Consider the following 26,713-nt stretch of genomic DNA (forward strand, 5'->3'; position numbering starts at 1 on the left):
ATAACCTGGGGAGAAGATTTCCATTATCGGGCTCTGGTGAAGCCCTATTCTGGCTGTCATTCTTCCCTGACGAGATTGGTGCCGGACCTGGTCTGAAATTCGACCTTTTTCTTCTCAAGCATGTCCTCATGCCGTGGACCGTGGTGGCTATCGCCATGGGGGTGACGCTGACGGGGAGAGGTCTCCCCCTCCCCTGGCTTGCGCAAAGATCCGCACACCCATCACCCCACCCCACCTCGCCCGGCCTCCGGCCTCCCTCCAGGGTGGCGGAGATCGGCACCGGGGAGCCGTGTGGGACCACCCTTAATTTTATATACTCCCCCTCTCCATCTCCCGGCGGAGAGGGTTCACATGAAGAGTATCCTTGCGACCCTGCGGGAATCGGGCTCGTTTGCCACGTTTTTAGACCTTGTACAGGCAGCCGGTATGGAAGAGCGGTTGAGCACTGAAGGGCCCTATACGCTCTTTGTCCCGGATGACGATGCATTCCAGGCGGTATCCCGTTCTGAACTCGACGCTATAAGGGGGGATGCCGACTGGCTCACCGATATACTGAATTACCATATCGTCCCCGGGGTGCACTCAATGATCGACCTCCTGGGCATACGGACCCTGCGGTCGCTCCAGGGGGAAGACCTGGCCGTGGAGATTGCCCCGGAGGGGGTGCTGGTTAACAACGTGCCGATTGTAGAATCCGACGCGTGGTGCACCAACGGTATCTGCCACGCGATCTACACGCTGCTCCTGCCCCCCGTTGCCAGGAAGGTTGCTGTGTAGGGGTGGCCCGTCCGCCTGGACGGATGAGCCCCGGGAGAACGTATAAATAACCCGGCATATGTAGTGGTGCGAGTGGAGAGCACTATGAAGAACATCATTGAAACCCTGGAGGACTCTGAGAACCTCACCGTGTTTCTCGAACTGATCAGGATAGCGGGCATGGAACCGATGCTCCGTGAGAGAGGGCCGTTCACGGTCTTCGTCCCGACGGATGAGGCATTTTCGAGGGTCCAGAAGCAACGGATGGACGAGATCCGGCAGGATGCGGATAAACTCCTCCTGATCGTGAGTTACCACGTCGTGCCGGGGCAGCTCACCTCGGAGGACCTCAAGAGTATAACCGCCGTCAGGTCGAGCCTCGGGACGGATCTCATCATACGGTCGTCCAACCGGGGCATCACTGTCAACAGCGTCCCCATCGTCGAGGCTGACGCGTTCTGCACCAACGGTATCTGCCACGCCATCAACTCGGCGCTCGTCCCTCCGATGATAGAGATCGTTACTCCCTGATGGGGAGCACCCCGGCCCCCTATAGCCAGCCTTCACCGGCAGGTGTACGTCCCCTCGCTCTCGGCGATGAACCCTTCCTTCTCCAGGTCCCCGAGGATTCTCTTCACCCGATCGGCATCTTCGCCGACCCGGGCTACCACCTGCTCTTCGGTGACGGTCCCTTCCTCAAGAACCAGCGCGAGGATCTTCCCCCGGACCTGCCGGTCGGACCCCTCGAACCGGCTCTGCCGGGCGTAGGACGCGCTCCGCCGGTTCGGGTTTGCCGTCCGCTTCTTCAAGATAGTACCGTAATCCATCAGCGCCCCATACCACTCCCGCGGGTTTCCACGGTCGAGCGCCTGTTCAACGAGAGGGAAGATCTCGTCGTCCCGGACGCCCTCCCGGTCCTGGAAGAAGAAGTGAATGAAGGTCCGCCGGATGTTCGTCTCGATGTAGACGACCGGCATGTTGAACGCGTACGCACATATGGCCGCTGCGGTCGCCTTCCCGATGCCGGGGAAGGTTGCGAGCGTCTCGACGTCGGCGGGGAGGTCGCCGCCGTACTCGTCCACCACGCGCCCGGCGGTCTTCTGGAGCGCGATTGCCCGGCGGTTATATCCCATGCCCTGCCAGGCAAGGAGCACCTCACTCCTGGGTGCACGGGCGAGCATCTCGAAGTCAGGGAACCGCTCAAGGAACTCCGGGTACCTCGCGGCGACCCGCTCGACCTGCGTCTGCTGGAGCATGATCTCGGAGACGAGGATACGGTAGGGGTCGGTGGTCCGCCGCCAGGGGAGGTCGCGGCCGTGGGTGCGGTAGTGGGAGAGGATGAGGCCCCGGAAGTGGCGGATGGTCTCCGGGGTAATCCCCTGCTCCCGGATAGCCTCGAGGAGCTGGCGTTCACGCTCATTCTGGTCGGGGTCGAGGGTGCCGATCACACTATTCGTGTGTCCGACAGGAGGAAATAGGTTGGGCAGGTGCGGTACGCGAAGGGACGTGCCGGATTCACCCCGGACGCCGAAGCGATTTGCCCGGACTTGCGCTCACTCCTCCCGTGCCCGGAGCACGGTGAGCCGGAGACCTGCCGCTCCTTCCATCCCGTCGAGGAGAAACGTCCGCTCTTCACCGTGGACCCAGCAGAACTCCTGGAGGTCGAGCATATGCCGAAGTCCCGCCGCCGCCCTCTCGTTCTGCACGAGGTCGAGCGGGGGTTCCAGCAATGGCCGGGGCAGAAAGACCATGCATTTCGACCGGCTCCGGGTCAGCGAGACGTTGAGGCGGTTCTGGCTGTAGATGAACTCGGCCTCAGAAAGAGCGGTCTCGACGTCGCTTACGCCGTAACTGACGATGACCGCCTCCGCCTCCTGCCCCTGCATCTTGTCGACGGTATCCACGAACGGGCGGGACTCCCAGGCCCGCACGTCGGCCAGATGGCTCCGGATAGCGCCGATCTGGGCATGGTGCGGGCTGACGATGAAGAGACCGTGCCGCCAGAAGAGGAGATCTCCGTCCTCTGTTGCCGGATACGGTTTACCCGACCGGGCGTCGAGAAGCCTCTCCCGGAGTTCCCGGGTCAGCCGGGCAACCAGCGCCGCCTCGATCCGGTTCTCCACCGTCGTCCGGACGTTCTCGAGGACGCAGAGCACGAGCGGGTATGCCGGGTCGAGGATCCACCCGGTACACTCATCTCCCGGCGACCCCGGAGATGCAGGCGGGGCAAGGGAGAGCCGCTGATTCCCGACCGCGTCGGTCGCAGGAATGTAGCCGGTGCCGTAGAGCGTCTCCGCCGGGAACCGGGAGAGGGTGCGGTTCATCCGCCAGTTCTCCTGGAGCTGGCAGGTATAGACGGGGCGGCCGGGGTCGTCACGGTGCCGGAGGTAGGCGAAGATGGAGTCCTCAAGCCCGGGGAGGCCGTCTTCCGGCGCCGGGTAATCCGCCTGGACAACCGGGGGGAGCTGCAGGTCGTCTCCCGCGAGGATGAGCCGTCCACCCTGGCCGAGCATCGGGAGCACCATCGCCAGTTCAGCCGGCCTCATCTGCGACGCCTCGTCGATGACCAGCAGATCGAGTGACGGGAGGGACTTCTCGAGTCTGCCGAAACTGTGCACCGTCCCCCCAAGGAGGAGGGACGGGTAGCCGACGACGGTGTCTGCCCGGTCATGGGGCAGCACCTTGAGGCTCCGCTTGCCCCTGGGTGTCTGGAGGTTTCTCAGTTTGTAGATCGGGAGATCTGCGGCAAGGTCGAACTCATTGACGGACTCCTGCACCTTTACGAGCAGGTTCTCGATGGCGGCGTGGGTGAACGCCGCCACCCCGACTCTGATACGTTCTCCGTGCGCCCGCCGGGCTTTGACCAGAGAGAGAAGGGCCGTCGCGAGGAAGTGCGTCTTCCCGGTCCCGGGCGGCCCCCAGACCAGGGTCAAGCGGTTCGTCATCACCTGGTGGAACGCCCGGGCCTGGCTTCTGGTGAACCCGGCACCGCGGGCGAGCCGTTCCGCATCGAAGACGACCTCTTCCTGCTCAGAGACCGGGGCGGCGAACCCCTGCGGGTCCCGGAGGAGGCGGATGAACGTGTTGCCCGGTTGCTCGTCCAGGGCAAGGAGGCGGTCTACGTAGCGCTGCGCGTTAAAATCGGTGAACCGGGGGTGCAGCACCGCGAGGTCGCCCTCGGAGAAGGGCGCGTGATCCTGGCTGTACGCCACCTCAAGGGCGAACCCCCTGACCTGCCCGGCCTTCCGGTCGACGATGCTGTCCCGGACCCTGGCGAAGCAGACCCCGCTCTTCCCGGGGTTCGGGCTCCCACGGTAGCGAAGGTCGTCAAACGCCAGCTGGGCCTCTCTACCCGCATCGCCGTCCGGCACGAGGAGGTAACTGAACGCCTGCGACTGCTCGAAGAGCGAGAGGTCCAGGGGAGCAAGCACCTTCCAGAAGTTCCCCTCACTCTTCCGGACGGGGATGCTGATCCCGTCGCGGACCCGTGCGGCCCACGGCCTGCTCCGCAGTTCCTGCACTCGCCGGGCACCCATCGTTGATTCGTGCTCTGCGATGAAGAGGAGGCGGGATATTTCCGGCGTAGCGGCATCCCACGGGCGCGGGAACCGGAAGTTCGCCGGCCACCGCACGAGGCTGCCCTTCACCCGTTCGCGGAGACCGTCAAGGACGCTCCCGGCCGCAAGCAGCCGCCGCGACACCTCCTGCCGGACCCAGTCTGCGGCCTCCGGTCTTGCCCCGTGCCACGCCATGATGATGGCGTCGCTCTTGAGGGCGTTGCTCTGCTCGTTCCAGAAGAGGCCGGCGGGGTCGAGGTGATACGCAAACCGGGAAGAGGGGATGGCCGCGAGGACCTCCGGCAGGCGGAGGCTGAACGGGACAGGGAGCGCAAGCAGCCGCCGGATCTCCCTTGTCACGACGACGATCGGGAACGGGACCGATGTTGCCGGGTGGCTGGACCCCAGGGCGACCCCCGGATCCTGGTAGTAGAACCGCAGCCGTAGAGCATCCTCCGCCGTCGCGGGGTCTTCGAGCGCTTCCCCAAGCAGCCGGGTGAAGAGTTCCGCTTCGTAGGTGTCGTAGACGTAGGTCTGCACCGACTTCTGGCCCGCCCAATCCCGGCCCTGGTTGTAGTCGTGGACGCCCGTAAGTTCTGCGGTGAGTGCCCGGAGAAACTCCCGCCGCACCCGGGTGCAGTCGTCGGGGTTCTCGGCGACGAAGACGGCTTCGTGGGAAGGCGTCCCGTAGACCGCTTCGCCCTTGAATCGCCGATACCCGAGAGCGTATATCCGGCTGGAGACGGGATCCTTCTGGAGCGCGAGAACGATGCCGATATCCTCGTAGACGGGGAGGGCAAGCGAGGTTTCAGCGTGCGTAATGACCTCTCCCGTGGAGAGCGCCCGGACGGCCGACCGCAGGCGGTCGCCCTGGCCGGCAAGCGACCCGCAGTTATCCAGGTGTCGGTCGCTTGTCGGGTCCTCCAGGAACTTCCCGAGGTCGGGAAGGGTGTTGATGGGATGTCCCGGGCACCACGGGGCCTCCCGGAGGTAACGCCGCGCGACGGACGAGAGGCCCGGTATCCGGGAGACCGAGGCGGAGGCCTCCGCCTCATCGCGGCAGTGGGGGTAAAACTCACAGGACTCGCACCGGGACGTGATGTGCCAGGGCACATCCTCCGGCGGGCCGGCAAGAATATCCGGGAGGCGGTGGCGGAAGAAGTCCTCAAGCACCCGTATGTTGAGGTGCAGGCTGAAAGAATCCGGTTCGTCCTCTCCATAGAGCCAGATCTCCGCCCGGTCCATGTCGACCGGGAGGTCGATCTTGAGGAGGTCCAGGGCGTGATCGAGGATCAGGGCATACAGTGTCGCCTGGATACGGTGGCTGACACTGAGGTCTTCGCTCGCCTTGATGTCGATGACCCCAAGTTGCGGCTCCCCGCCGCTCCCCTCACCAAGTCGGATGAGGTCGGGGCGGCAGGGGGAGAACCGATGAACTTCAGGGTCCAGACCATAGTTGCGCAGGAAGTGGACCGAGACCGGGATGGTCGACTGGTAGATTGCCTCCCCGGGGGAGAGCCGGGGGAGGAGGTTGAAACTCTCCTCGATGGAGAACGACCGCCCGGTGATCGGGCCTGTCCCCCCCGGGAGCCGCACCCGTCCCGTCAGTTTCGTCCGGATCACCTCCTCCTCCCACCGGATGCCCGCATCCAGGAGGGCCCGGGTCGTCGGGCTCTGGTCCATCGTGACCACCGGGATGCCGACTTTCTCGCGCTCCTGCTCCGGGGTCGCGTGGTAGCGGAGGTAGCGCTCGCAGTCGTGGTGGAAGAACCAGCCGATGAGCGACGGACTGAGGTTGAAGCGGGGCATGGGTGATCGGGGGGTCCTGGTTGTGGCTCACTGTTTGTGCGGTTGGGGGAAAACAGTTGTTATTTATGGGTTCTTTTGAGATCCGGAGAGGATACCGGCCATCCAGTCGGGCGGGTTCATGCAGGCGGCCTGTCCAGGCAGGAGAGGTGGATAGGCACCCCCCTCAACGGAGGAGACCTTCAATTATTGTATACGATGCGGCGCACCGGCAGGAGAAGAGTGGCCGGGGAGAGGCCTCAGCCGGTCATGTTCGTCGTCACGTTCACGGCGGTCTCGGTCATCCCCGGCGGGAGTATGACCGCATCAATGGCACAAATGACACCGTTTGCCGCCGGAATATCGGCCCGGACTACCTCTGCATCGTTTACCATCACGTTGCCGCCGGTTGCGTCGACGGCGATGGGGCTGCCCTGCACGGTCGCAATGGTATCGTTTGCGCCTATCCCGGAAGCCATGCAGTTGCCCGGGGCCACGTGGTAGAGCAGGACCTCAGCGAGGTTACCCTTCGGGTCGTCAAAGAGTTCTTCTATTACGGCTTCCGGAAGCCGGCTGAAAGCCTCATCGGTGGGTGCGAAGACCGTGTAGGGGCCCGGGCCGGCGAACGTCTTCTCAAGCCCGGCTGCATCGATCGCCTGGATGAATATTGAGAAGTTGCCGTCCCGGACCAGCACCTCATCGATTGTCAGGTTCTCGCCGACCGGAACGCCGGCAGACGCGCTGGTTGTCTGGTTCCGGGCATCGCCTCCCGGCAGACCTGTGCAACCACAGATGAGAACCGCCGTTCCGAGAACCAGAGCGATTATGGAGAGTGCGTAATTCGTCCGCATATTTTCCACCGGGAACGTATACTCCGCTCCTCCTCTCTCCCCGCGCCTGCATAAAGCACCGGTCCCCGGCACCCGGCAGGAAGCCCGACGCTCGGGTTCCCGCCCGCCCCTACTTCCAGAGTGTCAGGGTCGAGACCATGTGGCGAACCGGATCGTAGACCCTGATAGCATGGTTGCCGGCATCAGCGATATACCAGAGCCCCCCAAAATGGACCAGGCCATCCGGCATGTTCAGTTTTGCGTCCCCCGATAACCCGTCCCGGTAGCCGCGGCCGCCGCTCCCGACCCTGGTGAGGACCCAGCCGGTGCCCGGGTCAAACTCTTTGATCTTCTGGTTGTAGGTGTCGGCGATGTAGAGCGATCCCTGCCGAAAAGCTACCCCCATCGGGTGGTGGATACGTGCCATTCCGGCGATGGTGTCGAGGTCGCCGAAGTCTTCCAGGGAGTGCCCGATGAACGTCTCGACCATCCCCCGCTTTATACGGCGGATCGCCGAAGCCCCGCTGTCGGCCACGTAGAGCACCTCACCGTCGGTGGCGATACCGGAGGGGCCGGCAAAGGCGGCCTCCCGGAGCGGGCCGTCGACCAGGGCCTCCCGGCCTGACCCGGCGTAGGGCTCTACTTCATGGGTCGCGAGATCCAGCCGCCAGACCTGGTTCGCTCCGGCCATCACGACATAGAGGTAGCCTCCCAGCAGTGCGAGATCCCACGGCGCGTTCAGCGCCACACCGGTACCCGGTCCGCCTTCGCCGGGCGATGGTGCCGAGAGGCCCGTCCCGGCGATTGTCGTAACCCTCCGGTCTGGCCAGGAGACCTGCCGGATCATGTGGTTCCCGGTATCTGCAACGTAGAGGATACCCGCCTCTTCGTCGAAGGCGAGGCCCTCAGGCAGGTAGAACGCGGCCTCCGAGAAGGACCCGTCGGTGTTTCCGGCAGCCCCGGAGCCGATCGTCTCCAGGATCTTTCCGTCCCCGCCGGCGACGATGATCCGGTGATGGCCGGAATCGCTTATAAATAACCGCATCCCCACGTTGTCTGCCGCGATCTTCCCGGGCTGATACAGGGCCCCTTCCCGCGCCGTCTCCTGAGCGGCTCCTGACTGCAACGGCTCTTTCTCCAGCAGACCACGCTGCTCGAACTCCCTTGCGATCCGGCCGATATTCAGGTTGAGCCGCCTGTAGAGCCCCTCCCCGGTGGTCTTCCCGAGAATGTTTCCCTCAGGGTCGATGAGGACGAACGTCGGCCAATCCCTGACACCGAAGGCCTGCCAGAGCAGGTGGTCGTGGTCGATGGCGACTGGGTAACCCGCTCCGGCACGATGAACCGCCTCCCGGACGTCCCCGGCGACGGCGCTGGACTCGAGCCGGGGTGAGTGGACCTCGATGACCACCAGGTCAGGATGCTCTCCCACGAGTTGCCGGATCTCCGGCACCAGCCGCATGCAGTTCGAACAGGCGAACGTCACAAAAGAGAGCAGCACTATCCTGCCCGAGAGGTCACGTATGGAGAGAGGGCGGTCGATGTTGAGCCACTCGAGACCTGAGGGAAGATCAGGCGCAACCATCGGTTTCATGCGGCACCTTCTGGCGTTTCAGGGTTATGAATGTTAGCGAAGATCGGATGGAGGTGCTTATGGGTATGCCCGACCCCATCACGCCGGCGGCCCTGCGCACGCCACCTGCGGCGCGGCGAGCATCTCGTCGCAGAAGGCGATCGCCCTGGCAACCCTGCTCTTCTGGTAGACCACGGGTTTGATGCAGGGTCTCTCCGGGAGGCTGCCGATAACGGAGAATACCTGCGGCCAGGGCATCCCGTCGGTCGCCGACGGCGGGTTGAGGTCAGTGTGGATGTGAAAGGCCTGCAAGGCCCCGGGCGGAACCTGTCGGAGCGATCCCAGAAAGTCCTCCCTCGTGGCGGCGTAGAACTGCCAGGGGTCGAGCGCTATCCCGGCCGATCCGGCGATATCCGGATGAAGCTCCGTGAGCACCGCCCAGAACGCCCGTATCTGGTTCCCTGTGGATATGCTCTGGTCCGCATGGTTTTCGAGCAGCACCAGGGGTTTGACTCCGAAGGCGTTCTGGTGGGCGGCGATCAGGGTATGCATCGCCATGGCGATATCGGCATGGGTGTTCTTCCGGCCGCCGGGGTGAATCTCTATGATATCAGGGGGAATGCCCAGAAAGTCTTCGATCTCAAGAAGCATATCCCCAAGAGCGATCACCCACTCGGGGTCGCGCCACCGCAGGTCCGCCAACACCAGCCGGCCGCGCTGGTCCCTCCGGGGGATGGCCGGCTCGGTGTGCAGGAGATACCTGAGGGAGCCCGGGATGTCTGCATCCTGCTCGTAAAGATGCTCGATGGACGACCTCCCGAGCATGGACCCGATATCCTGTCCGGTCCGCTCGACCTCGGTCTTGTTCTTGACGAAGTCAGCGGGGATCTCGATGTACGTGCACCCGAGTGGTTCGGCGAGGCGCCAGCGTTCGAGGAGTCCTCCGCGCTGGGCAACTTCCGTGACGTTGGGGTAGATGTAGTCTGCACCTGGCATGACAATCAGTCTACGCCATAGGGGGAGTGGTACAAAAACGTTGGGGCAGGATGATCCCGCCTGCTCTATCCGGTCGCCGGAAGCCGCCACCTCCCGGAGAAACGTCGCAGAGCGTATTCTTTTCCGGCTGGCGACGATCATCGCCATATGGTCCTTGTCTGCGACTATCGCCTACCTCATCCCCTCATACTGATGCGTGCCGGGCTTGTGGCGCTGCAGCGAAGGGCCGGGAGTGCGCAGCCTCCGGTCGGGCGGGTGCTCGGGTCTAAAAATGGTGCAATTTGAAATGCAGGGTCCTGGAGTCAGTGGCGGTTCTCGAGGACCTGGGGACACACAAACAGAATATCTGCAGGCGCATGTATGTAGGTGCAGTAGGCACGCTCCGGGTCATAATACATGCACAAAGCGTATTCGCACCGTTGCGGTTTTTCCTCTTCTCGTCGTATCAACCCGCTTATTACGGCATCGCTTACGGTATATCGGTCCCGGCCCAGTGCTTCCGGATCCGGTGTTTTGGGGCACCGGATGCCGGTGTTACTCTTCAGCGGGTTGACGTTGTCTGGTAACCTCATGCGCCTTACTGTAGAGTGCTCCCGGCTGCCAGACATTTATTGCGTCAATGAATATTCATCAGATCGATAAAGTCGGAGGTGCCCCGGGAGACCGGTATCCAGCACGCATGAGTGAGGTGTCGCCCTGGAATCCCCCCTGTCAGCAGGAACTCGAAAAGAATGGAGTTGGAGCACCAGAGCGGTGCAGGCAGTATGCCGGATCATATGGGAAACTACGGCACTGTGAGGGTGAGCAGATAAGCGACACCTCCGAGCACGATGAACTGCCCGTCAGCAAGCAGTTCGAAGAGGAGTTTTTTCGTCCTGAGTCTCTGGAAGCAGAGAACATAGGCCTGAGCGTAGACTATACCTGCAGCCAGCATCAGCGCTGTGCAGGAACCCGGCAGGAATAATCTGCCGGCGAGTACCAGCGCGGCTCCGAGGCTTACGTTTATTCCTGTAAGGAGAAGAAGTGCTCTTCGAGTCCCGAGGATCGTCGGGATCGTTTTAACACCCGACGCCATATCACCCTCCACATCCCGTACATCAAAAACCACTGTATTCGTGAAGACCAGGAGAAAGAAGAAGACGCCGACGATACCGGCGGCGGAACCAGCAGGAAGGGCGGCATGGCAGACCGGCAGGAGGGCCGGTGGGACAGCCCAGGAGAACGCCACAATGAGACTTTTCATGAAGGGGACCTCTTTCAATCGCCGAAACCCGAGCCGGATGGGAAAGAGCGGGACACTGTAGACGACCCCGGCGATCAGGGGGACGGCGGTTACCAGAAGACTCTCGTACCCCAGGCAAGCAGAGAGGCAGAGGGCGATGATGTAGGCAGCGGCGGCAGAACGGAAGAGGATGGGCCCGTACTCCTTTGTGAAAGCATACCGTTCGCTGTGGTTGATAGCATCCTCGTCCTCGTCGGTCTTACGGTTGAGGTTATAGACGGCAAACGTGACAAGCATCAATATTACTGCGGCAACCGGGTCGAAGGGAAGACCCTGCAGGAGGCACGATACGTACACCATCGCCGCTCCTGCGACAGAGAGGTACAGGGAACTGTACACGATGAGGTGAAGAACGAACCGGCAGACCGGTGGAACCTGAGCGGCTCGATAGACGAATCCGAACATGGATCAGTTGTCAGGAGATCGGTGAACATTTATTACGCCGAAGAAAGTTAGTCGATCTGATTAACCCGGGGCACCTGAACGCGTGCTCCAGCAAGACTGTGTGAGTTTCAGAAGTGCTCCTGCTCTCCGATCGGTTGGGGGTGACCTCATGTAGTGGGTATCCGCCGGGCGCCAGGCGATTGAAACCCGGAAAAATAGATTATTTCGGGGATATCCGCAGTATTTCTGAGTCTGCTGTATAGTGTTGAAACAGCTGTTCACCCCAGGTGACCGCCGCCGTATCGGTGCTGACGAGATCCCTGGCGGTGTCGTATGTATCCGTGCCGCGTCTATACAGGCCTAACGACAGGAATCCGTCCGTCACCGTCATACCCAGTCTGACAGGCGAGGAGGAGACGTATATCCTGAAGTTGGCATACCCTTTCAAAGACTCCAGCGTAGTGCTATACGGCTCTGCGGCCAGCCTGTGGGCGAGTTCCCGGGAGACAACGAGTTCAACCGACGTGCCGCCCATAACCACCTCTTTAATCGCGTCTGCATGGACCGGGCTCATAATCGATGACACGCCGTGAATCCACGATGCTTTCCGGAGTATGGTCAAAAATGTTGCATACACGGCGAAGATGTCCTCTTCAACATCCTTTACCACCTCCGCCCTGTAAAGGTGCTGCAGATCTCTCAGGGATCCGGGGGGTATGCCCTCGATATCGTGTTCGGCCCAGAAGTCCCGATGGCGCTGGAGCACCCCCATGAGCGTCACCAGCCGCTCAATCTCCGGTTCGACGAGCCTGCCGATAGGGGTGAGTGCATAGTCGCTCCGTACAGATTCGACGTAATGGAGGGCCTCAAGCTGCCGGATCTTCGGGATGAGCGCCTGCGATGAACTCCCCGTGACATCACGAAGGGCTGAGAGGGGTTTACTCCCGCTCCCGAGGGCAATCAGTATCTGCGTCAACAGTCTTGATCGGAAGATCGCCTGAACGTCGTCGCGGCACTCGTTATAGATCTCCAGAGGGGAAACTCCTTTCATCTCTTACAAGTAAGAGGTGCCGGTCGACGCATATCACCCTTTCCATTCCTGTGCCTGTGCGTTCCTTCCACCGGGCGCTCTCCCCCTCCACCGACGCTTTACCGCGTACCGGGACTCCGGGACCGGCACGATCCCTCAATATCTCGTGTCCCGGCGCTCCGGAAGATATTGCTCGCGGTGAACTTCTCCACCTGACCTCAGCGTACTTATATCCAGGCGCCTGATACCTGTAGAAGCAGCATGTCGTCCACGCCTACAAGATACCTGATCTTCCTCGTACTCTGTGCCTGCACCATCGCCTGTCTCATCACCGCAGGCTGCTCCGCTCCCGGCGGGCAGCAGCCGGAGGTCGTCTCCGGGCTCTCCGGGGACCTCGTCGTCCACTTCATCGACGTCGGGCAGGGCGACTCGGTCCTCCTTCTCTTCCGCGATAAGACCATGCTCATCGACGCCGGCGAGCGCGGAATGGGGGAGCGTGTCATCGCGTACCTCGAGGAGCACAACGTCGAAAGACTCGACGTGGTGGTGGCGACCCATGCGCACTCCGATCATATCGGCGGGCTTGCCGATGTCGTATCTGCCTTCCCGGTCGGCCGGTTCGTCGATGCCGGGCAGGCTCACTCCACGGCGACCTACGAGAACCTGCTTGCCCTGATCGAGGAGCGGGGGATACCGTATACGGTGGCGGAGCGCGGGCAGACGATTGCCCTCGATCCCGGCCTTGATGTACGGGTCTTAAACCCGGCCGCGCAGCCGCTCGGTGACATAAACGAGGACTCGGTCGTCCTGAAGGTGACCTACGGGGGCATCTCATACCTCTTCATGGGCGATGCCGGGAAACCGGCGGAGGAGAGCATGGTAAAGGCCGGGCTCGACCTCGACGCCGACGTCCTGAAGGTCGGCCACCACGCGAGCCGGTACGCATCCTCGGCCGAATTCTTGGCCGCGGTCAGCCCCGCGATCAGCGTCATCTTCGTCGGCGAGGGGAACGACTACGGCCACCCCCACGAGGAGGCGCTCGAACGCCTCGAGGCGACCGGCTCGCGAGTCTACCGGACCGACCGTGACGGGACTGTCATAGTCGCTACCGACGGCCAGGCGCTTGCCGTTACGACCGGCGGAGCCCCTGCCGCCACCGTGACGATCCGGGCCACGACACCGGCAACAACCCTGACAACTGTCCCGGCCACGACCGTTCCCTCCTCCGGTATCTCTATCACCGGCCTTGACCTCCAGGAGGAGAAGATCACCATCACGAATGCGGATGCGGCAGCAGTCAATCTCACCGGCTGGACGGTCACCGACGAGGGGACACGGAATACCTACACCTTCCCGGTCTTCTCCCTTGACCCGGGCGCCAACGTCACCGTACACTCCGGCGTGGGCAACGACACCCCGACCGACCTCTACTGGGGCCGGGGAGCCCCGGTCTGGAACAACGACGGCGACCTTGCCACGCTCGCCGACCCGGACGGCACGGCCGTCAGCACCCTGGAGCGGTGACGATGCAGGACGAGTCAACCTTCCGGGCCAGCCTCGACCGCGTCGAGGAGCATCTTGCCGTCCTCCTCCTCCGCGAGGACGAATCGGTCCGCTTCACCCTCCCTCTCGCTCTTCTCCCCGAAGGCGCCCGGGAGGGTGATATCCTGGAGATCGCGATCCACCGGGACGTCGCGGCGACAGAGGAGGCGAAGCGGCGGGTGGCGGAGAGGATCGAGCGGCTGCGGGGACGAGGGAAGGAGTAGCCCTCCCTGCCGTCGCCACACCACTTTTTATACCCTGCCCCTCCCATCCAGACACTGATGCTAGATCGGTGTGACGTTATCGTCGTCGGTGCTGGCCCTGCCGGCAGCACAGCTGCACGGTATGCGGCAGAGAAGGGGCTCGACGTCCTCCTGATCGACAAAAAGAAGGAGATTGGCGTTCCCGTCTGCTGCGGGGAGTTCAACGCCGCTCCGGCTGTGCTCGCGGAAGCGCTCCCGAACGCCTCCGGCATCGACGAACTCTTCTCCATCGACCCCGGGCTTGTCCAGCGGGTGATCCGGGGCTTTGTCGTCACCTCCCCGAAGGGCCGGGAGTACGAGTTCGATCTCTCGGGCTACACCGTCAACCGGGACGCGTTCGACCGGTACCTCGCGGATGCGGCCTTCCGTGCGGGTGCCGTGCTCTCGCCGGATACAAAATTCATCGGCCGGGAAGGCCGCCGGGTCACCACGAGCAGGGGCGAAGTCGATGCCCGGGTCGTGGTCGCCGCAGACGGCCCGCTCTCGCGGGTCTGCCGCTCCGCCGGGATGGAGCAGAGCGCTGTGCTTGCCCCGGCCATCTCCTGCCGGGTAGAGGGGGAGTTCGACGACCGCGCCAGGCTCTTCTTCGGAAACCGCATTGCCCCCGGAGGGTACGCGTGGGTATTCCCGAAGCAGGGGTGCGCAAACGTCGGGCTCGGTGTGCAGAAGGCGGCGACACCGGTTCCCGTCCTCCTCCGGGCGTTCCTCGCAGAGAGGGGGCTTGCCGCCCGGGACATCCAGGCGGGGTTCGTTCCAGTCTCCGGCCCCATCCCGGAGACCGTCAGGGAGAACGTCCTCGCTGTCGGGGATGCCGCGGGTCACGTCGTCGCCTCCAACGGAGGGGGGATTGCGACCGCGATGATCTGCGGGAGGATTGCCGGGCTTGCAGCAGCGGGCCACCTGCTGCACGGCGAGCCCCTCAAGACGTACGAGCGGGAGTGGCGCTCTGCGCTGGGCAGGGAACTTCTCGCCGCCGCGAGAACGAAGAGGATGGCCGACCGGTTCCTCGGCTCAGACTTCCTGCTCGAGCGGGTGATGGGCTTGCTCGGGAACCACGGTATCCGGAACATAATCGTCTTTGGCGGTCTGCGGAAACCCTGACGGGTGCCGATCTGCGGGAGGTTGCGCAAACACAACGAGGCTGCAGGAACCGGAAGCATTAATATTCCCGGGTGAGTCTGGTGCCTCAACCCGGGAGATGTGTGAATTGGTCGATATTCTCAAACTCGACGGCAGGAGAGAACCGTTCGTGCGGGAAAAAGTGATCGTGAGCGCGATGAAGGCGGGTGCGCCGCCGGAAGAGGCACGGGCGATCGGGGAGGCCATCGAACGGGTCGCCTACGACGGGATGCCCTCCGGCGAGATCCGGCGGCAGGTGCTTGACCACCTCCGCGACCGGAACCCGGAATGGGAGGAGAACTGGCTCATGTACGACCGTGCCGTGAAGAAACGCGGGGCAGCGACGGTCGCGGGGTTGCCCGCCCGCTGATTCATCGCTCTTTTGGCCTGATCGGGAAAGGTGGCACCACACCGCTCGTCCCCACCGTGGGCAGGCATGCCGCCTTCCCCCCTCGCGAGACGAAACTATAACTACAATCGGCGCTCACATCTGTCTTATATTGTCGTATACCTCCCGGAAATGGGAGAATAGGAATGGCCATTAACAGGCCGTTTTCAGTCTGTCCGCATATCCCGGGTATATTCGACAATCAGCATCCACAGATAGGCACGACGTTCTACCCGCCCGCTAAGATCGTCCCGATTTTATCGGGGACCCGCGGCGTGGACACGCCAGCAGGCGATATGTATGCCGACAAGTGACTCAGAAGAAGACACACCCTCACATAGTAACCAGAACGATACAGAAGGAACAAAGATACTCCTCGCCGATCCGAAGACCGCGATCCTCAGGCTATCCCTGCCTATGATGGTCGCGATGACCCTCATGACCCTCTATAACGTCGTCGACGCATTCTGGGTCTCGGGTCTCGGTGCCGATGCTCTTGCTGCTGTCGGGTTTTCATTCCCGCTCTTCATCATAACCATCGGGTTAGCCAGCGGCCTCGGAACCGGGGGGGAAGCGGCTCTCTCGCGGATGATCGGTGCCCGCGACAGGGACGGCGCGAGCAGCGTCGCCATGCACACCATCCTCCTGATGACCATCCTTGCCATTGCCGTCACCATCCCGCTCTCCCTCTTCGCCGGGGACATATTCGTCCTCATGGGGGCAGGCGATGCCGCCGGCCTCGCCACCGAGTATGCCCGGATCCTCTTTCTGGGGACGTTCGCCCTCCTCTTTGGTGAGGTCGCCTACGCGCTCATGCACGGGGAAGGAGACGCAAAGCGGACCATGTACGCCATGGCGGCAGGAGCGGTGGCAAACATCATCCTTGACCCGATCCTGATCTACACGCTCCATATGGGAATCGCCGGCGCGGCCTGGGCGACCATCATCGCTGAGGTCATCGCCGCCGTCCCGATGGTCTACTGGCTCTTCGTGAAGAGGGATACCTATGTCTCCCTCCGCCTCCGGGAATTCACCCCCGACCGGGCGGTCATGCGGGACGTCCTGCAGGTCGGCCTCCCTGCCGCAGCCGAACAGCTGGCACTCGCACTGATGACCCTGGTCTTAAACGGCATCATCATACTGATATCGAGCACCGACGGCGTCGCTATCTACTCGGTCGGATGGCGGGTCGTGAGCATCGGCTTAACCCCGATCCTCGCCATATCGACGGCAGTGGTCGCGGTCACCGGTGCCACCTACGGGGCCCGGGCGTATGCCAAGATGGAGTCCGCCCTCCTCTTCGCCGTCAGGCTCGGGCTTGGCATCGGTCTCGGGCTCGCTGCAGCCACGTACGTCTTCGCCCCCCAGATTGCTGCAATCTTCACGGCGTCGGGCGACGCAGCAGGGATCGCCCCGGAACTGACGGCTTACCTCCGGGTCATGAGCTTCGTCTACCCGATGATCGGGTTCGGTCTCTTCTCATCGTCGTTCTTCCAGGGGACCGGACTCGGTGCACGATCTCTCACGATCACGATCCTGCAGACTGTCGTCCTCTCGACCCTGTTCGTCTGGGTCTTCGCGATCGAACTCGGGCTCGGCCTCTCCGGCGTCTGGTGGGGAGTTGCCGCGGGGAACGCGGTCGGCGCGGTGCTCGGGTACGTCTGGGCACGCCGGTATTCGTCAGGGCTCATAGTCAGGCAGGCTGCAGCGGCGGCGGCAGCGGCGTGAAGAGGGAGAGGCCCCGGCCCCTTTCCCTTACTCCTCACACTCGTCGGTCCCCGCATGCACCACTTCGCGCAGCGTGAACCGGAACGATGCCCCGAGGTCCGGCCTCCCCTCTACCCGGTCCTCAACCCAGATCCGGCCGCCGTAACGCTCGATCAGCATCTCGACGATGTACAGGCCGAGCCCTTCCCCATACCCCTGGTTCTTGCCCTGCTCGAACCGGCGAAAGATCCCCTCTTTCATACCGTCAGGGACGCCGGGGCCGGTATCCTCTATGGTCACCACCAATGTGTTCTCCTCCTGGGTAGAATCCTCCACCCGGATCGTTATCCCAACGTCTGATCCCCCGAATTTAACGGCGTTACCGATGAGGTTCGTAAATATCTCCGGGAGCAGGTCGTCCGCCCAGACCTCCGCCGGGGTATCCTCAAAAGAGACACCAGCCTCCGGAGTACGGTCGAGCCCGGCCCTGATCACACGGCTGAGGTGGACGGGCACGAGATCAGGCGGCTCCAGGTGAATGCGGCGGATGGTCGAGACGTTCTGGAGGATGCCGGTGCTCTTCCTGACGCTCTCTCTGAGTTTCCTGGCATACAATGCGGCGTCTTCATCCAGCATATCGAGCAGGAGGTCGCAGTAGAGGATCGCGACATTTTCCGCGTTCTTAATGTCGTGGGTCATGATGTCCAGGTAGAGGTTCGTCTCGCGGTGGGATGCTTCCAGCCGTTTGTAAAGCATGCTCCGGAGGACACCCGAGCCGATCTCTCTCCCGATCGCTTCGAGAAGGTGGTGCTCCTCGTCGTGAAGTCCCTCTCTCTCCCTGCTCCCGAGAAACAGCGCGCCGACCACGACCGACTCCGCGAGGATCGGGATGCAGGCAAGAGCGGAGACCCCGAGTGATGCGAGAATCTCTTCCTCGATCGTACCCGGCTTGCTCTGGAGTTCAAGGTAACGCGGCTGTCCAGCAACAAAAACAAAGTTCCAGGGCCAGTGGTGGACTTTTATTGCCCTGTTGCGGTCGAGGTATTTCTTCGGGACGGCGTGGTTGCAGCGCATGAGTGCCAGTGTCCGCTCCGGGTTGAGCAGGTAGGTCAGCCCCACATCGAAGCCGAGCAGGTCCAGCGTCTTTGAGAGCGATGCCTCAAGCAGTTCATCAAGCGATAGGGATGACGCAGATACCCCCATGATCTGGTTGAGGACGAACAGTTGCCTGTTCGAGGAGAGTAACCCTTCGTTCGTCTGTTTCCGTTCGGTGACGTCCCGAATGCAGATCACCCACATCCCTGCGAACGGTTCCTGCCGTATCTTCCGGCTGGAGTAGACAAACCGTCGTTCTTCTCCCCGGGAGTCCTGCAACGAGAGGTCGAGACCGGGTATTTCTTCACGCACCGTGGCGAGGAGTCTGTGGGCATCTGCTCCCCCCTGCAGGAGCGGCACCAGGTGGGTATCGAGAACCTCTCCGGCATCGAATCCCAGGATCTCCTCCTCGTGCGCCGAGAGGATGTCCATGGCATAGGCGTTTGCCCAGGTTACCTGCATATCCCGATCGAGCACGAGGGTACCCACGCCGGGCTCGTCAAGGATCTGAAACGTCTCTCGTGATTGGATAGATCTCGAATCAGCTCCACTCATGTGAATATCTTGCCCCCTTGAGGTTATTATCTGATAAAGAATATATAATCAAATCGTATCCGGGGTGATAAGAGATTTGCGGTGATGGCCCTCGTAAAGCCGGATCTCCTGCAGCAACGCCCGAACGCGGGAAGACGTCTCCGGTCATGCTAAAGACCGCATCCGGCCTTTCCGTCCCTCTACCCCTCCACCGGGGTCCGGCTCTCCCGTTCACCCCGCCGCAGGGGAGCTCCTGTAACTGCCTAAAGGATCCCGATCCGGCCGAGTGCCGGTGAGAGCGATGTCAGATGGCCCTGGATGCAGACTGTTTCCCGGGGGTCGGCGCCGGTTGCGAGCGCCAGGAGCTCGGTAATATGGAGTACCGGCACCCCCATATGGTCATACACAAGCTCGCATCCCGGGCAGTCGACGACCATCACGTCCAGGCGATGCTGCATGAAACCCTTATGTACGAGCCGGTTCAGCCGGGGAAGTCCCTTAGTATGACCGTTTTGGTGCCGGTCGAAGAGGTTCTTGACCCCGCCGCAGCAGTGGTGCTCCATCCCGCTCCTGACGACTCTCGCCCCGGTGACCGCCGCAAGATCCTGCAACCCCGGTGGGACGGCGAGGGTGCCGGTCATCTTCCGGTAGTGACAACTGACATGCACCCCGACGCGCAGCCCGGAGAGCCGCGTCTCGACGAGTCTTCGGAGTTCGTCAAGGTAGAGGGGGTAGAGGTCAAGGATGTTTGCCACCACAAACGTCCCGGGGTTGCCCACCTCCCGCCCGATCCGGCCCAGCGCCTCGTTCACCACCGCCCTGTTGGTGCTCACGGAGAGCAGTTCGAGCGCGGCGGTATACGAGTCGCTGCAGGTCGGACATATCCCGGTGATGGCGATGCCGTCGTCCGGTTCAAGCGCGTCCCGGATGACGCTGAGATTCCGGGCGGTGAGGAGCAGCCGATCCGCGAAGCCGGCGCCGCCCATGTAATGAGGAGCACCCCCGCAGCAGGTCTGCAACCTGGAGGTCTCATACCGGATCCCCAGCGCGGCAAGAATCTCCCGTTGCGAGAGGTCTGCTCCAGGGTAGTTGAAGGCGCAGCAGGAGTTGAGGTGAAAGACCTGGTCCGGGCGCGTGAGAGGTCGTTTAGGTGCAGGGTGCCCTGGCCGGGAGAACGCCGACGCCTCGACCGGGTGGAGTAAGAGCCTCCGGACCTCATCGACTGCCCTGTCGTCCACCGGACAGGGATACTGGATGGCTTTTGCGACGAACTTTCTGATTCGGCCCCTGCCGGTGTACAGCGGAAGAAAGGCGTGAGGGGGGAGGCACCCCCGGTCGAGGAGCATCCTTCTAAAGACCGGTTGTACGTGTTCCGTCTCGTATACGGCGTTGATGATCCCGCCGATGCTGACGGATCGCGGGCAGACAGTCTCGCAGGAGTAGCACTGGACGCAGTCTGAGAGGTCGATCTCCGGGCGCCTTCCTGCCTGAAGGGCCGCGGTCACCTTCCGTGCAAGGTACCCGCGGTCTCCGTTCGCCTCCAGATCGTTGATCTGTGCCGGACAGTACGGCGTGCAGGAGCCGCATCCGTTGCAGAGCTGGAAGTTCTGGAGTCGCGGGTCCCCCTTGTCGAGCAGGCGGCGTATAACCCCTTCTGTGATTGCATCCCGGATCACCCCCTGCTCCGGCCCCGGGAGGGCTCTACCGAGCATGGCCGATCCCGGGGTTCACCCCTCCGGCCTCTGTTGTGCGGATGTGGGGAGAGGTGGTCTCCCCTCCCCCTGAAAATTGCGCACATCCGGAGATAGAGATGTATCTTCTGTCGTATCGATTCATGAGCCCCCCTTGACGATAGCGTCGTCGGATTACAATCCAGCGATGACTACTTAATGGTTTGGATTGAGATGAGCCGCAGATCGCTGGTGAGGGGGCCGCTGGAGCAACGGACTCTGGTGGCTACGGGGACGGCAACAACTCTTCCTCCCGCCGTGATGCTCCTCCCCCCGACCCTTCGGAGTATGCAGAATGGCAGAAGATCAACAAAAGAGACGACTCATGTTGTCCCGGCCCGGGCCGGTCTCCTGAAGATCTTCACCCTGCCCGGGCGATTCCCGGAGAGAAAAGAGAGAGTGTCAAAGATTCTCCAGTCTTTTGTTCACCGTATCCCAGTTTACGACGTTCCAGAACGCGTCGATGAACTGGCCCCGGTTGTTCTTGTAATCGACGTAGTAGGCGTGCTCCCAGACGTCGAGCACCATCAGGATCTGGAACGTGGGGTAGACGTTGTTGTTGTGCTTCTCGATCTGCATGATCATGGGGCGATCCGTCATGGTGCAGTACGCCAGTGCCGCCCAGCCGGACCCCTCGACGCTCGCGGCAGCCTTCGTGAACTCTGCCTTGAATCGGTCAAAGGAACCCCATTCGCGGTCGATCCGGTCAGCGAGGGCGCCGCCCGGGGTCCCGCCGCCGCCCTTGCCGGCCGGCGCCATGTTCGGCCAGAAGAGGGTGTGCAGGACCTGGCCGCCTATGTTGAACGAGAGTTCCTTTAACAGCGCTTTCATATCGACTTCAGTGCCTTCCTGCCGTGCCTTCTCCAGTTTATCGAGGTCTGCGTTCGCCCCGGTCACGTAAGCCTGGTGGTGCTTGTCGTGGTGGAGGGCGAGTTGTTCTTTTGATATATACGGCTCAAGAGCATCAGGCGCGTAGGGCAGAGGTGACAGTTCATACTTCTTCAACGATGCAGTTGCTATCTTCTGTACAGCCATGGTTATCAAGTGTCACAGGGAGAGCAATCTATTTCATGGTGTCGGTTGCTGGTGGCCGTGCAACGGATCCCGTATAACCGTGCGCGTGACCCGGATCCCGGAAAGAGTCCGGGCCGCGGCGCGTGAGGGGCCATGTAGGTATCGGCACGGCCGTTCTCCTGCACGGACGGAGCTATTTTCATAGAAAGGTCTTTTACGGTCCCCGGCAGCGCCGAGGCATGGGGCAGCCAGAACCATAAGAGTTAAATAATCCGGTAGGGTGGATTGGTATCTGAACTGCCTCGTCTACTCTGTTGCAGGGAGTCCGATTTTGGCACTCCCGGCCCGGGCTATACATCCGCGAGGCGCCTTACACACTACGGTATCCGGACAGCGGTGGACCCCCATGAAGACGGCAGCACGTATATCTCTCTTTACCGCCACGCTCGTGGCGCTGCTCATCTTCGTCCTCTTCCGCGATCTTCACCTCATACTCACCGGGGCTGAATGGAGCCTCCTTGCAAGGGTGCTCTCTCTTCTCCTGGTCGTCGTCACCGCATTCGGCGTGATACAGTTCATGAGTTATGCCGATCACCTCCTGCGGTCGCTCTACGCCTACCCGGAACACCCCGTAACGCCGCGGCAGGAGGCTGCACCCGCCAGCCGCGCCGCGGTCTTCGTCCCCGTCTATAACGAGGAGCCTCGGGTGGTCGAGTCCTGCGTCCGGGCATGCATGGAAATCACCTATCCGGATGCCTCCGTCTACCTCCTCGACGACTCCACCGACGCCCAAAAGCGTGCATCGATGCAGGAGATTTGCCGCCGGTATCATCTTCGTTACATTCATCGCGACCACCGGCAGGGATTCAAGGCGGGAGCGATCAACCACGCTCTCTCACTTCTTGACGGCGATACGCCGTATCTCCTGGTGATCGACGCCGACCAGAAGGTGAAGCCGACAATCCTCGCCGACCTCATCCCGGTCCTTGAGGCCGACCCCACCGTATCCTTCATCCAGACCCCCCAGTTCTTCCGGTCAGAACCAAACGACCCGATAAGCGTCACGTTCTCCTACCAGCAGCACATCTACAACAAGCATGTCTGCAGGGGGCTCTACGTCAACCGTACCGCCATGCTGACCGGCTCAAACTGCATCTTTCGGGTGAGCCACCTTGCCGCTATCGGGGGGATGGACGAGACATGCATCGCCGAAGACATCGCCACTGCCTTTTCGTTCCATCTCCGGGGTTTCCGGGGGATCTTCCTCGATGCCGTGTACGCGGAAGGTCTCGCGCCGCCGAACCTCGCGGCGTACTTCACGCAGCAACTCCGCTGGGCGTATGGAAACACCCAACTCCTCGGAACGATCATGAGGCAGCTCGTACTTCGCCCCCGAAGTATGACCCCGCTGCTGTGGCTTGAGTTTGTCGTGATCGTCTCGATCTACCTGCTCGGCGGGGTGAGCGTAGCGCTCTTCCTCCTCCCCATCGCCACACTGCTCTTCGGCATTCCGATCCTGCCGGTATGGCTCCCCCCGGTCTTTGCCGTGGTGCTTGCCGTGGTGATCGCTATCCAGGTCATCATCAGCATCCGTGAGCGGCAGTATTCCCTGCGCGACCTTGCGTTCTCGCAGGCGCTCTTCAACACGCTCGCCTTCGTATACGCCCGGGCGATCTGGTATGCCGTCTCCGGAAAGCAACTGCCGTTCGTTGTGACGCCAAAAGTGGTGTCAGGGAACGCCGGTCGGTCCCGTGTCAGGATAGCCCCGATCCTCATCGTGATTGCGGCTGTTCTGGTATCGATGCTTGCCGGCATCGTGCGGCTCATATCCGGGTGGCCGGATTCCGGCATGGCCATTCCGCTCTTCTGGGCAAGTTATACGGTGGTCGTCCTCTCGTCGTTTCTGGTGGTCTGGCGGAGAGATGGGAGACGGGTGCACGGAGACGGCATGGACTGAAACGTTGTCCGGACCGGTCGGCCGTCCCGGCATCGTGAAACGTGAGCCCTGAAGCGTTGGTACAGGCCCTGCCGGCTCAAAAAAGGGTTCGTTTGGGGAGGGGCCTTATCGGAACCTCTGCCAGAGAATCCTCCCCATCACCCGGAAGGTGAAGTCGAGCTCATCGAAGATGGGGATGCCGTTTTCTTTGAGGATCTTGCGGCCTCGTTCCATGGACCCACCACCGAGCAGCGTCCCGACGATCATGTTCTCGGTCTTCTCCGAGAACCGGATGATCTGGTTTGCCAGCTGGTCGGACCCTATGACGAGGTTTGGGAACCCGACGACGAAAGCGATGTCCCAGCAGTCCTGGTGCTTGGCGAGCACGCTGAATACCTGGTCAAACCGCTTCTCATTGGCATCGCCAAGGAGGTCGATCGGGTTATTCTTGTTCCAGAACTCGGGCAGGAGATCGTTGAGTTCCTTGAGGACCTTGGGCGGCAGGGTGATGAGGTCGATGCCGTAGCGTTCGGCGTAGTCGGAAGAGAGAACGGCGAACCCGCCGGCGTTCGTGATCACGACCGCCCGCTTGCCGCGGGGATAGCCTTTCGGGAGCGCGAGCATCTCCGCGACCTGGAATGTGCCGGTCAGGGTGTGGACGGGGATGACACCGGACTCACGGAACGCTTCCATATAAACGTCGTACGACCCCGAGAGCGAACCTGTGTGGGACGACGCCGCCGCTTGCCCTTTCTCGGATGAACCGGACTTGATCGCCACGACGGGTTTGGTCTTTGCGACCTCGCTGACCACCTTCATGAAGGTCTTGCCATCCTGGACCTCCTCGATGTAGAGGATGATGCCCTTGGTCTTTGGATCGCGCTCCACAAACCTGAGGTAGTCGATGAAGTTGAGGTCCGCCTGGTTGCCCACCGAGATGACGGCGGAGAAGCCGATGTCCTGCGCGATGCTCCAGTCGACCACCGTATTGATGATGGCGCCGCTCTGGGAGATGAAGGCGATGTTGCCGGGTTTGGGCGATTCGTGGACGTAGGTGGTATCGATGCCCTTCGGGGGGACGATCAGCCCGAGGCAGTTCGGGCCCACGATCCGCGTGCCGTAGCCCTTCGCGATCTCGAGAACCCGGTCTTCCAGTGCCTTTCCTCCCTCGCCCATCTCTTTGAACCCGGCTGTGATGATGACCGCCATGGAGACCCCTTTCTGCCCGCACTCCTCGATCACAGAAGGTACATGCTTCGCGGGGACGGTGATGACCGCCATATCGACCGGGTTTGGTATATCAAGGATGGAGGGATACGCCTTGAGTCCCTGCACCTCCGGGCGCTTGTTGTTCACCGGGTAGAGCTGCCCGGGGAAGTGGAGGAGGTTGTGCATGACGGCGTAGCCCATCTTCTTCGGTTCGGAGGACGCCCCGATGACCGCTATCGACCGGGGCGTGAAGTACTCGATCGGCACGAACGGCCGCTCCTTCACCGTCTTCTCTACCGCTTCGTCATCGATGAAGATCCGGGCGTCAACGATGCAGGCCCCGGACTCGTAGAGCCGGACCGGGTTGATGTCGAACTCCACGACGTTGGTATTCTCGGCGAAGAAACGGTTGACCGCCCACATGACCTGGACAAGCGTCTCCTCGTCCCTGGGCTTCGCCCCCCGGTAGCCCTTGATCATCGGGTATCCGTGGATCTCCCTGATCATTTCCCGGATTGCCTCCTCGGTGACCGGCAGGATCCGCAGGGTGACATCCTTCATCAACTCGACGAGCGTACCACCCATACCGAAGGTGAGCACCTTCCCGAACGCCGGGTCGGTCTTCCCCCCGATGATCAACTCAAGCCCCGGTGCCGCCTGCTGCTCAACGATGACTCCCCTGATCTCGGCTTCTGGGTTATACGCCTTCGCATTCCCGACGATCTTATCGAACGCCTCCTGCGCCGCCTGGGCCGATCCGATGCTGACCATCACGCCGCCCGCATCACTCTTGTGGACGATCTGGGGTGAATGGATCTTCATGACGACCGGAAAGCCGATCTTCTCTGCTGCTCTGGCTGCCTCGGCAGCAGTCTTGACGATTATGTGATCAGGTACAGGCACGCCGTACTGTTTCAGGAGGTCGTACGATTCGAACTCGCTCAGCATTCTTTTGGCCATGGTTGTCTCCTCAAATTTTTGAGCATCTCTATGACTCTGCAGTTCATGTTCCCTGACAGATGAACCGTCTCCTGGAAAGCCAAACCAATAGGTCAGTATGAACCGTACAGCGTGGTCTCATATTCGTTTTATAGGTTCTGTAATGATTCTACATGACAAATTCGTCCGGGGGGTGCTGTTTGCCTCTCCGGATCCACTCTACTCGCCTCCGAATCGCTGAAATAATAAGGCGGGCGCCCCCGATTAGAGGATCTCGTGGGAGGCATCAACGGTAGATGCCCGACCCCGGGAGCCGGGGCCTTCGCTGTGTTCCGCTGTTTGGCGCCGGATGGGAGGGGGCTGTGCCACGTTCGAGGCGGGGGTATTCTTTGTTGTCAACGTTCTGTCTCAGTACGTTCTTGAGTCGCAAAAATTTTCAGGCCTCTTCAATTGCCGGTGGCGGTGAGTTGACTCTAAGTGTGATAATGTGGATCTCTGCATGATCTCCCGGGAATTTTTCGTATCCCGCCATATATCTTGAGGTCATCACAAAATGCCTCTGCCGGGGGAGGGGGTCCGCCCCATATGCGCTAACTTTAGCCATGAGGATTCGAGAGGATAATGCCCTATTCCGTGAAATGTGGCTGATTTGATGGATTATCAGCCACACGGCTCCGGTGGTGTGCGGCAATAGTCCTCCTCCTCTGAAAACGATAGTGATCACGGGAATCTCACTGGAAAAGGACAGCCTCAGGGCATAGATGAGAACTCGCCGATTGCCTGATACTTGACGGTATCAACGAGAATTCATTACACCCATCGGGTAAGTTAACGCCTATGGGGGACACCCCCTCCCTGTCCCTCCCCCGCGAGGCGATACCCGGTGGGAAGCCGTGTTCACGATCTGATATCTGTTACTACTCAAATTTCCGTTAACTTGTGTGAGGGTGCTCCGATCCGTGTGGATATTCGATCGCCGGACACTTTTGTGATGTGCTCTTTTATCTCTGCGGGGTTGAATGGGCAGAGCGGGAAGACCCCCTG

Annotated in this window: 19 protein-coding genes; 8 read left to right on the forward strand and 11 right to left on the reverse strand. The window is 61.7% G+C overall.

The window, feature by feature from the left end:
* Positions 1 to 351: 351 nt before the first annotated feature.
* Complete coding sequence (locus BP846_RS12290; RefSeq protein ID WP_292395860.1) at positions 352 to 777, forward strand: fasciclin domain-containing protein; 426 nt, start codon at positions 352 to 354, stop codon at positions 775 to 777.
* Positions 778 to 849: 72 nt separating this feature from the next.
* Entirely contained in the window at positions 850 to 1,287 is a 438-nt protein-coding gene (locus BP846_RS12295) for a fasciclin domain-containing protein (RefSeq protein WP_292395863.1), read from the forward strand.
* 32 nt (positions 1,288 to 1,319) lie between these two features.
* Here BP846_RS12295 and BP846_RS12300 read toward each other — a convergent pair whose 3' ends face one another.
* From BP846_RS12300 to BP846_RS12330, 7 genes are all read right to left on the reverse strand, one after another.
* Positions 1,320 to 2,204 carry an A/G-specific adenine glycosylase gene (locus BP846_RS12300; protein ID WP_292395866.1) on the reverse strand — a complete coding sequence of 295 codons (885 nt, stop codon included), beginning with the start codon at positions 2,202 to 2,204 and terminating at the stop codon, positions 1,320 to 1,322.
* A 105-nt stretch (positions 2,205 to 2,309) separates the two neighbouring features.
* Entirely contained in the window at positions 2,310 to 6,122 is a 3,813-nt protein-coding gene (locus BP846_RS12305) for a bifunctional RecB family nuclease/DEAD/DEAH box helicase (RefSeq protein WP_292395869.1), read from the reverse strand.
* A 236-nt stretch (positions 6,123 to 6,358) separates the two neighbouring features.
* Positions 6,359 to 6,949 (reverse strand): fasciclin domain-containing protein, encoded by a 591-nt coding sequence (locus BP846_RS12310; protein WP_292395872.1) that lies wholly within the window; start codon positions 6,947 to 6,949, stop codon positions 6,359 to 6,361.
* 109 nt (positions 6,950 to 7,058) lie between these two features.
* Positions 7,059 to 8,522, reverse strand: coding sequence for a redoxin domain-containing protein (locus tag BP846_RS12315; protein WP_292395875.1), 1,464 nt, complete (start codon positions 8,520 to 8,522; stop codon positions 7,059 to 7,061).
* Positions 8,523 to 8,600: 78 nt separating this feature from the next.
* Positions 8,601 to 9,644: a hypothetical protein gene (locus BP846_RS12320; protein ID WP_292395877.1), complete on the reverse strand. Its 1,044-nt coding sequence runs from the start codon at positions 9,642 to 9,644 to the stop codon at positions 8,601 to 8,603.
* 637 nt (positions 9,645 to 10,281) lie between these two features.
* Positions 10,282 to 11,184, reverse strand: coding sequence for a UbiA family prenyltransferase (locus BP846_RS12325; RefSeq protein ID WP_292395880.1), 903 nt, complete (start codon positions 11,182 to 11,184; stop codon positions 10,282 to 10,284).
* Positions 11,185 to 11,383: 199 nt separating this feature from the next.
* Positions 11,384 to 12,214: a helix-turn-helix transcriptional regulator gene (locus BP846_RS12330; protein ID WP_292395883.1), complete on the reverse strand. Its 831-nt coding sequence runs from the start codon at positions 12,212 to 12,214 to the stop codon at positions 11,384 to 11,386.
* Positions 12,215 to 12,454: 240 nt separating this feature from the next.
* Between BP846_RS12330 and BP846_RS12335 the strand changes: the two genes are divergently transcribed.
* The 5 genes from BP846_RS12335 to BP846_RS12355 all read left to right on the forward strand — a co-directional run bounded on the left by BP846_RS12335 (position 12,455) and on the right by BP846_RS12355 (position 17,233).
* On the forward strand, positions 12,455 to 13,717 hold the full coding sequence (locus BP846_RS12335; RefSeq protein ID WP_292395886.1) for an MBL fold metallo-hydrolase: 1,263 nt from the start codon (positions 12,455 to 12,457) through the stop codon (positions 13,715 to 13,717).
* 2 nt (positions 13,718 to 13,719) lie between these two features.
* Positions 13,720 to 13,959: a DUF3006 domain-containing protein gene (locus tag BP846_RS12340; protein ID WP_292395890.1), complete on the forward strand. Its 240-nt coding sequence runs from the start codon at positions 13,720 to 13,722 to the stop codon at positions 13,957 to 13,959.
* Positions 13,960 to 14,016: 57 nt separating this feature from the next.
* Positions 14,017 to 15,099, forward strand: a complete 1,083-nt coding sequence (locus BP846_RS12345) for a geranylgeranyl reductase family protein (RefSeq protein ID WP_292395894.1) — start codon at positions 14,017 to 14,019, stop codon at positions 15,097 to 15,099.
* A 97-nt stretch (positions 15,100 to 15,196) separates the two neighbouring features.
* A complete protein-coding gene (locus BP846_RS12350; RefSeq protein ID WP_292395897.1) occupies positions 15,197 to 15,487 on the forward strand; it encodes an ATP cone domain-containing protein in 291 nt (96 codons plus the stop codon).
* Between the two features lie 318 nt (positions 15,488 to 15,805).
* Positions 15,806 to 17,233, forward strand: a complete 1,428-nt coding sequence (locus BP846_RS12355; protein ID WP_292395900.1) for an MATE family efflux transporter — start codon at positions 15,806 to 15,808, stop codon at positions 17,231 to 17,233.
* 27 nt (positions 17,234 to 17,260) lie between these two features.
* On the opposite strand, the gene BP846_RS12360 is transcribed toward BP846_RS12355, so the two are convergent.
* The 3 genes from BP846_RS12360 to BP846_RS12370 all read right to left on the reverse strand — a co-directional run bounded on the left by BP846_RS12360 (position 17,261) and on the right by BP846_RS12370 (position 21,606).
* Positions 17,261 to 18,862, reverse strand: a complete 1,602-nt coding sequence (locus tag BP846_RS12360; protein ID WP_292395903.1) for a GAF domain-containing sensor histidine kinase — start codon at positions 18,860 to 18,862, stop codon at positions 17,261 to 17,263.
* Between the two features lie 242 nt (positions 18,863 to 19,104).
* Positions 19,105 to 20,553 (reverse strand): heterodisulfide reductase-related iron-sulfur binding cluster, encoded by a 1,449-nt coding sequence (locus BP846_RS12365; RefSeq protein ID WP_292395905.1) that lies wholly within the window; start codon positions 20,551 to 20,553, stop codon positions 19,105 to 19,107.
* Between the two features lie 420 nt (positions 20,554 to 20,973).
* The gene (locus BP846_RS12370; RefSeq protein WP_292395908.1) at positions 20,974 to 21,606 is read right to left on the reverse strand and encodes a superoxide dismutase; all 633 of its coding nucleotides are present in this window, start codon (positions 21,604 to 21,606) and stop codon (positions 20,974 to 20,976) included.
* Positions 21,607 to 21,991: 385 nt separating this feature from the next.
* Here BP846_RS12370 and BP846_RS12375 point away from each other — a divergent pair, with 385 nt between their 5' ends.
* On the forward strand, positions 21,992 to 23,542 hold the full coding sequence (locus BP846_RS12375; RefSeq protein ID WP_292395911.1) for a glycosyltransferase: 1,551 nt from the start codon (positions 21,992 to 21,994) through the stop codon (positions 23,540 to 23,542).
* Positions 23,543 to 23,647: 105 nt separating this feature from the next.
* Here the strand turns inward: BP846_RS12375 and BP846_RS12380 are convergent, their stop codons facing one another.
* Positions 23,648 to 25,690, reverse strand: coding sequence for an acetate--CoA ligase family protein (locus BP846_RS12380; RefSeq protein ID WP_292395914.1), 2,043 nt, complete (start codon positions 25,688 to 25,690; stop codon positions 23,648 to 23,650).
* Positions 25,691 to 26,713: the final 1,023 nt, after the last annotated feature.

The organism is Methanoculleus sp. UBA303 (assembly GCA_002501655.1).
In the GTDB taxonomy this organism is placed as follows: Archaea; Halobacteriota; Methanomicrobia; order Methanomicrobiales; family Methanoculleaceae; genus Methanoculleus.

Bases quoted from the DNA above. Each gene is read 5' to 3' on its own strand.
- BP846_RS12310 (WP_292395872.1), bottom strand. From the start codon at position 6,949: ATGCGGACGAATTACGCACTCTCCATAATCGCTCTGGTTCTCGGAACG.
- BP846_RS12335 (WP_292395886.1), top strand. From the start codon at position 12,455: ATGTCGTCCACGCCTACAAGATACCTGATCTTCCTCGTACTCTGTGCC.
- BP846_RS12355 (WP_292395900.1), top strand. From the start codon at position 15,806: ATGCCGACAAGTGACTCAGAAGAAGACACACCCTCACATAGTAACCAG.
- BP846_RS12380 (WP_292395914.1), bottom strand. From the start codon at position 25,690: ATGGCCAAAAGAATGCTGAGCGAGTTCGAATCGTACGACCTCCTGAAA.
- BP846_RS12375 (WP_292395911.1), top strand. From the start codon at position 21,992: ATGAAGACGGCAGCACGTATATCTCTCTTTACCGCCACGCTCGTGGCG.
- BP846_RS12345 (WP_292395894.1), top strand. From the start codon at position 14,017: ATGCTAGATCGGTGTGACGTTATCGTCGTCGGTGCTGGCCCTGCCGGC.
- BP846_RS12365 (WP_292395905.1), bottom strand. From the start codon at position 20,553: ATGCTCGGTAGAGCCCTCCCGGGGCCGGAGCAGGGGGTGATCCGGGAT.
- BP846_RS12305 (WP_292395869.1), bottom strand. From the start codon at position 6,122: ATGCCCCGCTTCAACCTCAGTCCGTCGCTCATCGGCTGGTTCTTCCAC.
- BP846_RS12330 (WP_292395883.1), bottom strand. From the start codon at position 12,214: ATGAAAGGAGTTTCCCCTCTGGAGATCTATAACGAGTGCCGCGACGAC.
- BP846_RS12350 (WP_292395897.1), top strand. From the start codon at position 15,197: ATGTGTGAATTGGTCGATATTCTCAAACTCGACGGCAGGAGAGAACCG.
- BP846_RS12325 (WP_292395880.1), bottom strand. From the start codon at position 11,184: ATGTTCGGATTCGTCTATCGAGCCGCTCAGGTTCCACCGGTCTGCCGG.
- BP846_RS12370 (WP_292395908.1), bottom strand. From the start codon at position 21,606: ATGGCTGTACAGAAGATAGCAACTGCATCGTTGAAGAAGTATGAACTG.
- BP846_RS12340 (WP_292395890.1), top strand. From the start codon at position 13,720: ATGCAGGACGAGTCAACCTTCCGGGCCAGCCTCGACCGCGTCGAGGAG.
- BP846_RS12290 (WP_292395860.1), top strand. From the start codon at position 352: ATGAAGAGTATCCTTGCGACCCTGCGGGAATCGGGCTCGTTTGCCACG.
- BP846_RS12360 (WP_292395903.1), bottom strand. From the start codon at position 18,862: ATGAGTGGAGCTGATTCGAGATCTATCCAATCACGAGAGACGTTTCAG.
- BP846_RS12320 (WP_292395877.1), bottom strand. From the start codon at position 9,644: ATGGCGATGATCGTCGCCAGCCGGAAAAGAATACGCTCTGCGACGTTT.
- BP846_RS12315 (WP_292395875.1), bottom strand. From the start codon at position 8,522: ATGAAACCGATGGTTGCGCCTGATCTTCCCTCAGGTCTCGAGTGGCTC.